General features: G+C 53.4%; 11 protein-coding genes. 6 read left to right on the forward strand and 5 right to left on the reverse strand.

Annotated elements, in window-relative coordinates; all coding sequences use genetic code 11:
* Positions 1 to 140 precede the first annotated feature (140 nt).
* The 4 genes from trkA to def are packed head-to-tail and all read right to left on the reverse strand — an operon-like array spanning position 141 to position 4,353.
* The gene (gene trkA, locus FHC49_RS15790; RefSeq protein WP_035895001.1) at positions 141 to 1,517 is read right to left on the reverse strand and encodes a Trk system potassium transporter TrkA; all 1,377 of its coding nucleotides are present in this window, start codon (positions 1,515 to 1,517) and stop codon (positions 141 to 143) included.
* A 21-nt stretch (positions 1,518 to 1,538) separates the two neighbouring features.
* Positions 1,539 to 2,828 (reverse strand): 16S rRNA (cytosine(967)-C(5))-methyltransferase RsmB, encoded by a 1,290-nt coding sequence (gene rsmB, locus FHC49_RS15795; RefSeq protein ID WP_220440264.1) that lies wholly within the window; start codon positions 2,826 to 2,828, stop codon positions 1,539 to 1,541.
* A 53-nt stretch (positions 2,829 to 2,881) separates the two neighbouring features.
* Positions 2,882 to 3,829 carry a methionyl-tRNA formyltransferase gene (fmt, locus tag FHC49_RS15800; RefSeq protein WP_220440265.1) on the reverse strand — a complete coding sequence of 316 codons (948 nt, stop codon included), beginning with the start codon at positions 3,827 to 3,829 and terminating at the stop codon, positions 2,882 to 2,884.
* 14 nt (positions 3,830 to 3,843) lie between these two features.
* Positions 3,844 to 4,353 (reverse strand): peptide deformylase, encoded by a 510-nt coding sequence (gene def, locus FHC49_RS15805; protein WP_185668944.1) that lies wholly within the window; start codon positions 4,351 to 4,353, stop codon positions 3,844 to 3,846.
* Between the two features lie 129 nt (positions 4,354 to 4,482).
* On the opposite strand from def, the gene dprA reads away from it, so the two are divergent.
* Genes dprA through FHC49_RS15835 form a run of 6 tightly spaced genes read left to right on the forward strand, consistent with a single transcriptional unit; the run spans position 4,483 to position 8,274 of the window.
* A complete protein-coding gene (dprA, locus tag FHC49_RS15810; protein WP_220440266.1) occupies positions 4,483 to 5,607 on the forward strand; it encodes a DNA-protecting protein DprA in 1,125 nt (374 codons plus the stop codon).
* Positions 5,579 to 6,052, forward strand: a complete 474-nt coding sequence (gene smg, locus FHC49_RS15815; RefSeq protein ID WP_123650834.1) for a DUF494 family protein Smg — start codon at positions 5,579 to 5,581, stop codon at positions 6,050 to 6,052. Before dprA ends, smg begins: the two co-directional genes overlap by 29 nt.
* Before the next feature lie 26 nt (positions 6,053 to 6,078).
* Positions 6,079 to 6,633, forward strand: coding sequence for a type I DNA topoisomerase (locus FHC49_RS15820; RefSeq protein ID WP_220440267.1), 555 nt, complete (start codon positions 6,079 to 6,081; stop codon positions 6,631 to 6,633).
* Positions 6,626 to 7,198, forward strand: a complete 573-nt coding sequence (gene tsaC / locus FHC49_RS15825) for an L-threonylcarbamoyladenylate synthase type 1 TsaC (protein WP_185668941.1) — start codon at positions 6,626 to 6,628, stop codon at positions 7,196 to 7,198. The genes FHC49_RS15820 and tsaC overlap by 8 nt, the downstream gene beginning before the upstream one ends.
* A 3-nt stretch (positions 7,199 to 7,201) precedes the next feature.
* Entirely contained in the window at positions 7,202 to 8,020 is an 819-nt protein-coding gene (gene aroE / locus FHC49_RS15830) for a shikimate dehydrogenase (RefSeq protein WP_185668940.1), read from the forward strand.
* On the forward strand, positions 8,017 to 8,274 hold the full coding sequence (locus FHC49_RS15835; protein WP_220440268.1) for a DUF1488 domain-containing protein: 258 nt from the start codon (positions 8,017 to 8,019) through the stop codon (positions 8,272 to 8,274). The genes aroE and FHC49_RS15835 overlap by 4 nt, the downstream gene beginning before the upstream one ends.
* On the opposite strand, the gene FHC49_RS15840 is transcribed toward FHC49_RS15835, so the two are convergent.
* Positions 8,250 to 8,804, reverse strand: a complete 555-nt coding sequence (locus FHC49_RS15840; protein WP_185668938.1) for a gamma carbonic anhydrase family protein — start codon at positions 8,802 to 8,804, stop codon at positions 8,250 to 8,252. The two genes, FHC49_RS15835 and FHC49_RS15840, sit on opposite strands and share 25 nt — an antisense overlap.
* Between the last annotated feature and the right edge of the window lie 376 nt (positions 8,805 to 9,180).

The following is a 9,180-nucleotide window of genomic DNA, read 5'->3' on the forward strand; positions in this document are numbered from 1 at the left end:
CCCTTGTGCTAGCTGACGTTTATAAGTTTAACAAATGTTTATCTATTTTCCATTGGTGATAATAAATATGGCAGTATCAATTAACCCTTAAATAATAGCGGGTTAATAAAAAAGGCGCTCTATTGAGCGCCTTTGGGTAATTAAAGGAAGAAGGGACTTGGCTGGAACAAGCGTTCCACGTCCGAAATATATTTTTTATCGGTCAGGAACATAATCACGTGGTCGCCTTGCTCAATGCGTAAATTGTCATTAGCAATCATCACGTCATTTCCGCGTACCACCGCGCCAATAATAGTACCTGGCGGCAGTTTGATTTCATCGATAACGCGGCCCACTACGCGCGAAGTACTTTCATCACCGTGCGCGACGGCTTCAATGGCTTCGGCAACGCCGCGGCGAAGAGAGGAAACGCCCACAATATCCGCTTTACGCACGTGGCTCAGCAGTGCGGAGATCGTTGCCTGCTGCGGGGAGATCGCAATATCGATAACGCTCCCCTGCACCAAATCAACGTAGGCTTTACGTTGAATCAGCACCATCACTTTCTTGGCGCCCATTCGCTTGGCCAGCATCGCTGACATGATATTGGCTTCATCATCGTTGGTGACGGCAATAAACAGATCAACTTGATCGATATGTTCTTCCGCCAGCAGTTCTTGATCCGATGCATCGCCAAAGAAAACGATCGTATTCTGCAGCTTTTCAGCAAGCTCCGCCGCACGCTGTTGATTACGTTCAATCAACTTCACGCTGTAATCTTTTTCCAGCTGGCGCGCCAGGCCTGCACCGATGTTCCCGCCGCCGACCAGCATAATGCGCTTGTACGGTTTCTCCAGACGCTGAAGCTCGCTCATTACCGCTCGAATATGCTGCGATGCGGCAATAAAGAAGACTTCATCCCCAGCCTCAACGATAGTTGAGCCCTGCGGGCGAATAGGTCGGTCGTGACGGAAAATAGCGGCTACGCGGGTATCGATATGCGGCATATGTTCGCGCATAGTCGAAAGCGCATTACCCACCAGAGGCCCGCCGTAGTAGGCTTTAACGACAGCCAGGCTCACCTTACCTTCGGCAAAGTTTACCACCTGCAGCGCGCCTGGGTACTCAATCAGGCGGTAGATGTTATCGATAACCAGCTGTTCTGGTGCAATCAGGTGATCGATAGGTACGGCATCGCTGTGGAACAGTTTCTCCGCATCGCGTACATAGTCCGGGGAACGGATACGGGCGATACGGTTTGGCGTGTTGAACAGTGAGTAGGCCACCTGGCAGGCAACCATGTTGGTTTCATCTGAACTGGTCACCGCGACGAGCATATCGGCATCATCGGCACCTGCTTCGCGCAGTACCCGGGGATGAGAAGCGTGACCCTGAACCACGCGCAGGTCGAATTTATCCTGCAGGCTGCGCAGCCGCTCGCCGTTAGTATCGACAATCGTGATGTCGTTATTTTCCCCGACCAGGTTTTCCGCCAGTGTGCCGCCAACCTGTCCGGCACCCAGAATGATAATTTTCATCAGTTGCGACCCGTTATCTCATCACTTCTTGATTAGCTTAGCGTAGAAGAAACCATCGCCTTCTTCTGCACCCGGTAAATTCTGTTGGCCAGGCTGTTCAGGTGTACCTGTATCGCTGAGCACGGCATCAGGTGTCCGCGCCAGGAACGCGGCAATTTGCTGCTGATTCTCTTCTGGCAGGATAGAACAGGTTGCATAAACTAACGTACCGCCCGGCTTCAGGTGAGCCCAGGTAGCATTGAGAATTTCAGCCTGCAGCTGAGCCAGCTCAGGGATATCGCGGTCGCGGCGCAGCCACTTGATGTCCGGGTGACGACGAATAACCCCGGTGGCGGAGCATGGCGCATCCAGCAGGATACGATCGAACAACTGCTCGCCGCACCATTGCTCTGGATAGCGGCCATCGCCCTGCTTAACGGTTGCCTTCATGCCAAGACGTTTAAGGTTGTCGTAAACGCGTGACAGGCGCTTTTCATCAACATCAACCGCCAGCACGTCAGCCTGTGGTGCGACTTCCAGGATATGTGTGGTTTTCCCCCCTGGCGCGCAGCATAGATCCAGGATCTGCTCACCGTTTTCCGGCTGTAGATAACGCATGCAGCCCTGAGCGGAAGCGTCCTGTACGGTAACCCAGCCCTGCTCGAAGCCTGGTAATGCTAACACCGATGCAGGTGTTTCCAGACGCACGGCATCTGGATAATCCGGGTGCGGGAAACCGGTCATGCCTGCTTCCGTCAGTAAGTCTAACCAGGCATCGCGGGTATGGTGATTACGGTTGACGCGTAGCCACATTGGCGGGCGTTGGTTGTTGGCCTCAAGAATGGCTTCCCACTGCTGCGGATAGGCATTCTTGATGCGTTTCACTAGCCAGGACGGGTGCAGAAAACGCAGTTCGCTTTGGGAGAATTCAGACAGCAGCTCTTCCTGACGACGTTGAAACTGGCGTAATACTCCGTTGATCAGCCCTTTGAGCTGCGGACGCTTGATGACCACGGCACCTTCAACGGTTTCGGCCAGCGCGGCGTGCGCGGGAATACGGGTATGCAGCAACTGATAAAAACCAACCATAATCAGATAGTGGACGGTGCGCTGTTTGCCCGTCATCGGGCGCTCCATCAGCTGCTGGATCATCCATTCCAGCTGAGAGAGTGTGCGCAGCACGCCGAAGCACAGCTCTTGCAATAGTGCTTTATCTTTATCGGCCACTTTTTGCTGCAATGCAGGCAGCACGTTGCTTAACGACTGGCCCTTTTCGACGACCTGCTCTACGGCCTGCGCCGCCATACTGCGTAAATTAAGATGTTTTTTCATAACCGCAAAAATAAAAATGCCCGGAGACTCCGGGCTTTAAAAGGTATGAACCGTCAAAGCAGACGGTTACCGGGAATGAACCACTCCCGACGTGAATTCAGCAGATCCTGTGCGCTCATCGCCTTCTTACCCGCTGGCTGTAGCGAAATAAGGTTGAGGATACCGTCACCGGTTGCGACCTGAATTCCCTGGCGACTCGCTTCCAGGATGGTACCTGGCTCGGCGCCGGCGGGTTTATCAATCACCGTCGCCTGCCAGATTTTTACCGGCTGCTCATCAATGACGATGTAGCTCATCGGCCACGGGTTGAAGGCGCGGATGCAGCGCTCAAGCTGTGCTGCGCTGAGCGTCCAGTCAACAAGCGCTTCTTCTTTGCTGAGCTTCTCAGCGTAGCTGACCAATGCTTCATCCTGAACTTCAGGCTTAGCCGCGCCGGTCGCCAGCAGATGCAGCGTATGCAGCAGTCCCTGCGGGCCCAGTTCTGCCAGTTTGTCGTAGAGGCTGGCGCTGGTATCTTCAGCGGTAATCGGGCAGGAGAGCTTATGCAGCATATCGCCCGTGTCCAGACCTACGTCCATCTGCATAATGGTGACGCCGGTTTCACTATCACCTGCCCAGAGCGAACGCTGAATGGGTGCAGCACCACGCCAGCGCGGCAGCAAGGAACCGTGAACGTTAATACAGCCGAGGCGCGGCATAGCCAGCACGGCTTTCGGCAGGATAAGCCCGTAGGCGACCACGACCATCACGTCAGCCTGCAGGTCAGCGACCAGCTTCTGGTTTTCTTCAGGGCGCAGTGAGACTGGCTGGAAGACCGGAATACCTTTCTCTTCCGCCAGCACTTTGACCGGGCTTGGCATCAGTTTCTTACCGCGACCGGCAGGGCGGTCTGGCTGGGTAAATACACCAACGACCTGGTGCTCAGACGACAACAGCGCGTCAAGATGACGCGCTGCAAAGTCAGGGGTACCCGCAAAAATAATACGTAGTGAATCTGACACGTTAATCCTTATCCTTAGGCACGCGCGTTCAGGCGATCCAGTTTCTCAACTTTCTGGCGAATACGTTGCTGTTTTAACGGAGAAAGATAATCGATAAACAGTTTACCGACTAAGTGGTCCATTTCATGCTGAATGCAGATAGCCAGCAGACCATCGGCTTCAAGCTCGAACGGCTTACCGTTACGGTCGAGAGCGCGAATTTTCACGCGTTCAGCGCGAGGAACCAGCGCGCGCTGTTCAGGAATGGACAGGCAACCTTCTTCAATACCGGTGTCACCGTCTTTTTCCAACAGCTCAGGGTTGATCAGCACCAGTTGGTCGGCGCGATCCTCTGACACATCGATAACGATAATGCGTTGATGAATATCGACCTGCGTTGCCGCCAGGCCAATACCTTCCTCGGCGTACATTGTCTCGAACATATCGTCGACAATTCGCTGAATTTCTTCATTCACTTCTTTTACCGGTGCGGCGACTTTGCGAAGACGCTCGTCCGGAATATGTAATACTTGCAAAACTGCCATAAATATCCAGAGTTCTGTTCAGGAGTAGGAAAGATTATTACCTCTATTCTAGACAAAACCCCCTCTAATTGACAGCATCAGTGACCAATCGCAAGGATTGCTGATGCCGCATGTGGCAAGGGGGAAAGGATGTCGCCAGAAGATATAGCCTTCCGGCTGATGAAGGTAAATGATTTGTATGGCGATGAGATGCGGTATGCGCTTTGCACGCTTCGCCGGGAAAGCAATATCACTCGCCAGACGCTCTTTGCGTTAGGGTTTAGTATTAAGCAGGCCGAACGATTTTTCGCCCTAACGCAGAGCGAGATAGAGGCCAATCAGCGCTGGCTGGACATACCAGGAAACCACCTCTTACTCGCCGACTCTCCTTATTACCCTGAGCCGCTTCGTGCTATCCGCGATTATCCCGCCGTGCTGTGCGTGCACGGCAATCTCACATTATTACGCTCTCCACAGCTTGCGGTTGTCGGCAGTCGCCATCACTCACACTATGGTGAACGGTGGGGGAGGTACTTTTGTGAGGTGTTGGCGAGGCAGGGAGTGACTATCACCAGCGGTCTGGCATTGGGTATTGACGGTGTGGCGCATCGTAGCGCCCTGCAGGTGGAGGGGAACACTATCGCCATTCTGGGTAGCGGCCTGGCTCATATTTACCCCCATCGACACCGAGCGCTAGCTGAGCAGATTGTTGAACATGGCGGGGCGCTGGTTTCTGAGTTTCCGTTAAGTGCCGCGCCTGCGGCGTATAACTTCCCCCGTCGTAACCGCATCATCAGCGGTCTGAGCCGTGGCGTCCTGGTGGTGGAGGCCGCGCTGCGTAGCGGCTCGTTAGTGACAGCGAGGTGCGCACTCGAGCAAGGGCGAGAGGTGTTTGCAATACCCGGCCCGCTGGGAAATCCTGGCATGGAAGGGCCGCACTGGCTTATCAAGCAGGGGGCGATGATGGTGACGGAACCTGAGGATATTCTGGCGCTTTTTCCCGGATTAAACAGACATTTGTCCGAACCGCCCGAAATGACAAATAATTGTGCAGATAAGGAATGTGTAGCATTGCCATTTCCTGAGCTCCTGGCTAACGTAGGAGATGAGGTAACACCTGTTGACGTCGTCGCTGAACGTGCCGGCCAACCTGTGCCAGTGACCGTGGCTCAGCTACTTGAACTGGAGTTAGCAGGGTGGATCGCAGCTGTACCCGGCGGCTATGTCCGATTAAGGAGGGCAGGCCATGTTCGACGTACTAATGTATTTGTTTGAGACCTACATCCATACAGAAACAGACATGCGCGTGGATCAGGACAAACTGACTCGGGATCTTACCGATGCAGGGTTCGAACGTGAAGATATCTTCAACGCGCTAATATGGCTGGAAAAGCTCGCCGACTATCAGGAAGGCCTCGTAGAACCGATGCAGCTTGCGTCCGACCCTCTCTCCGTGCGTATTTTTACCGAGGAAGAGAGTCAACGACTGGATGCCAGCTGCCGGGGGTTCCTGTTATTCCTTGAGCAGATTCAGGTGCTGAACCTCGAAACGCGGGAAATGGTGATTGAACGCGTTATGGCGTTGGATACCGCAGAGTTTGAGCTGGAAGAGCTGAAGTGGGTCATTTTGATGGTTCTGTTCAATCTTCCGGGCTGCGAAAACGCCTATCAACAAATGGAAGAATTACTCTTCGAGACGAATGAAGGTATGCTGCATTAATTCATTTTGTGGCATCAAGAGTTGTTATGGCCAAATCTGCACTGTTTTCGGTGTCTAAAAACGAGCCCTGCCCGCAGTGCGGGGCTGAACTGGTTATACGGTCCGGTAAACACGGGCCGTTTCTGGGCTGTTCCCATTATCCGGAATGCGATTACGTTCGTCCCCTGAAAAGTCAGGCGGACGGACATATCGTTAAAATTCTGGAGGGGCAGCCATGTCCAGAGTGTGGTGCCGTACTGGTGTTGCGCCAGGGGCGCTTTGGCATGTTCATTGGATGCAGCCAGTATCCTGAATGTGAACACACTGAGGTTATTGATAAACCCGATGAAACGGCAATTGTCTGTCCCGCGTGTCAGCAAGGGCACCTGGTGCAGCGCCGTTCTCGCTTTGGTAAAAACTTTCATTCCTGCGATCGCTATCCGGAATGTCAGTTCGTCATTAACTTCACTCCGGTAGCGGGGGAGTGCCCCGAGTGCCATTACCCGCTGCTTATCGAAAAGAAAACGGCGCAGGGCGTAAAACGCTTTTGTGCCAGCAAACAATGTGGAAAGCCGGTACCGGCGAAACAAATCAGTGAATAAAAACCTGCCATCAGAGGCCGTACAGCGTGCGGTTGTCGCTCTGAACAATAAAGAAGTCATCGCTTATCCAACCGAAGCCGTATTTGGCGTTGGTTGCGATCCCGACAGTGAAGAAGCCGTCATGAGCCTGCTGGCGCTGAAACAGCGCCCGGTAGAGAAAGGATTAATCCTGATCGCCGCAAGCTTTGATCAGCTTAAACCTTATATTGACGACAGCATGCTGACCGAAGCGCAGCGCGCCACCGTGTTTGCGCGTTGGCCGGGCCCGGTGACTTTCGTCTTCCCGGCGAAATCAACCACGCCAGGTTGGTTAACCGGTCGTTTTAGCTCGTTGGCCGTTCGTGTCACGGATCACCCAGTGGTGATTGCACTCTGTGAGGCCTACGGTAAACCGTTGGTTTCTACCAGCGCAAACCTGACCGGTCTGCCGCCGTGCCGGACCACCGCCGAAGTGCTTGCGCAGTTTGGTGATGATTTCCCGGTGGTTGATGCGCCGACCGGGGGACGACTGAATCCATCTGAAATTCTTGATGCCCTGACGGGCGAACGTTTTCGCCAGGGGTAAACCGTGGAAAGCTACGTTGTTTTTGGTAACCCGATTGCGCACAGCAAATCACCGTTCATTCATCAGCAGTTTGCCGAACAGTTGAGTATCGCCCACCCCTATGGGCGTATGCTGGCGCCGCTGGATGGTTTCGTCGATACGCTAAACACCTTCTTCCAACAGGGTGGAAAGGGGGCCAATGTCACGGTGCCCTTTAAAGAAGAGGCATTCGCCCGGGCAGATGAACTGACGGAACGCGCTGCGCTGGCGGGGGCGGTCAACACGCTTAAGCGTCTTGATGATGGGCGAATTCTCGGTGATAACACCGATGGCATTGGCCTGCTGAGCGACCTGGAACGTCTGGGGCTGATTAAGCCTGGCTATCGTGTGCTGTTGATTGGCGCGGGTGGAGCGGCTCGTGGCGTGCTGCTGCCTTTACTCTCTCTGGATTGTAACGTGACGCTGACCAACCGTACCCATGCTCGTGCCCAGACATTAGCGGAATTGTTCCACCATACTGGAAGCGTCAACGCCATCCCAATGTCCGAGCTTTCCGGACACGAATTCGATCTCATCATTAATGCAACCTCCAGCGGTATTGCCGGAGAGACGCCGCCTATCCCCGAGTCGCTGATTAACCATCATGTTTGCTGCTATGACATGTTCTATCAGAAAGGTGATACCGCATTTCTCGCATGGTGTGCCGAGCACGGCGCTAAACGCTATGCTGATGGGCTCGGTATGCTGGTGGGCCAGGCTGCTCATGCGGTATTACTGTGGCATGGGATTTTGCCGGATGTCGAACCGGTGATTGCATCCCTAAAACGCGAGCTGGGTGTATGAACCAGGCGATCCAGTTTCCCGAGCGTGAAGAGTGGCGTGAGGACGTGGAGGCCGTTTGTTTCCCTGCGCTGGTGAACGGTATGCAGCTAACGTGCGCGCTCAGGGCTGAGGTCATAGCGCGCCGCTTTGGTGGCGAGACGCCTCAACAGTGGCTCTCGCTGTTTTGCGAAAATCGCTGGGATCTGGAAGAGGAAGCCAGCGATCTTATTCGTGAACAGCAGGAAGATAATCAGGGTTGGGTTTGGTTGTCCTGATCCAGATAGTCGTTTTTCCACTTCACATAGTTATTGGCCGAATAGCGTAACCCTTCCAGTTCGGCCTCTTTCAACGGACGAACCTGTTTCACCGGGCTGCCAAGATAAAGATAACCGCTTTCCAGACGCTTATGTTGCGGGACCAGGCTACCGGCACCAATCATCACATCGTCTTCTACGACGACACCGTCCAGTAATATAGAACCCATACCAACCAATACGCGATTGCCTATCGTGCAGCCGTGCAACATGACCTTATGTCCGACCGTCACATCCTCACCAACGATCAGCGGATTGCCTTCTGGGTTTTTCGCTGATTTATGCGTGACGTGAAGAACGCTGCCATCCTGGATATTACTGCGGGCGCCAACCTGAATGTAGTTAACGTCACCGCGTGCAGCTACCAGTGGCCAGATGCTGACATCATCAGCTAGACGAACGTCGCCAACGATCACGCTAGAGTCGTCGATCATCACGCGATCGCCGATGACGGGGAATAAATCTTTATAGCGACGTAAAACGGCAGACATGTTTACCTCTTTGAAACGGTGTCATGGTGAGATTTCTTCCCATTATCGGCCCAGTTTGGTTGTTTCTCATCTCAAAAATTAAGCAAATTGCACACTTACGACGCAAAAAGCGTGAAAAAACGACACTTAGAAAAAAAAGTGAGAAAAGGGGTTGTGTGAAAAACAAAGTTCCCTATAATGCGCACCCACTGAGACGGCAAACGTGAATCACTTCACACTAACTAGCCGGTTCGGTTGAAGAGAAAAACCTGAAAATGAGGGTTGACTCTGAAAGAGGAAAGCGTAATATACGCCACCTCGCAACAGTGAGCGAAAGCCGTGTTGCACTGCTCTTTAACAATTTATCAGACAATCTGTGTGGGCACTCGAAGATACG

The organism is Kluyvera sp. EC_51 (genome assembly GCF_019584505.1).
GTDB lineage: Bacteria > Pseudomonadota > Gammaproteobacteria > Enterobacterales > Enterobacteriaceae > Kluyvera > Kluyvera sichuanensis.

Bases quoted from the DNA above. Each gene is read 5' to 3' on its own strand.
- dprA (WP_220440266.1), top strand. From the start codon at position 4,483: ATGTCGCCAGAAGATATAGCCTTCCGGCTGATGAAGGTAAATGATTTG.
- FHC49_RS15835 (WP_220440268.1), top strand. From the start codon at position 8,017: ATGAACCAGGCGATCCAGTTTCCCGAGCGTGAAGAGTGGCGTGAGGAC.
- smg (WP_123650834.1), top strand. From the start codon at position 5,579: ATGTTCGACGTACTAATGTATTTGTTTGAGACCTACATCCATACAGAA.
- rsmB (WP_220440264.1), bottom strand. From the start codon at position 2,828: ATGAAAAAACATCTTAATTTACGCAGTATGGCGGCGCAGGCCGTAGAG.
- trkA (WP_035895001.1), bottom strand. From the start codon at position 1,517: ATGAAAATTATCATTCTGGGTGCCGGACAGGTTGGCGGCACACTGGCG.
- FHC49_RS15820 (WP_220440267.1), top strand. From the start codon at position 6,079: ATGGCCAAATCTGCACTGTTTTCGGTGTCTAAAAACGAGCCCTGCCCG.
- FHC49_RS15840 (WP_185668938.1), bottom strand. From the start codon at position 8,804: ATGTCTGCCGTTTTACGTCGCTATAAAGATTTATTCCCCGTCATCGGC.
- def (WP_185668944.1), bottom strand. From the start codon at position 4,353: ATGGCAGTTTTGCAAGTATTACATATTCCGGACGAGCGTCTTCGCAAA.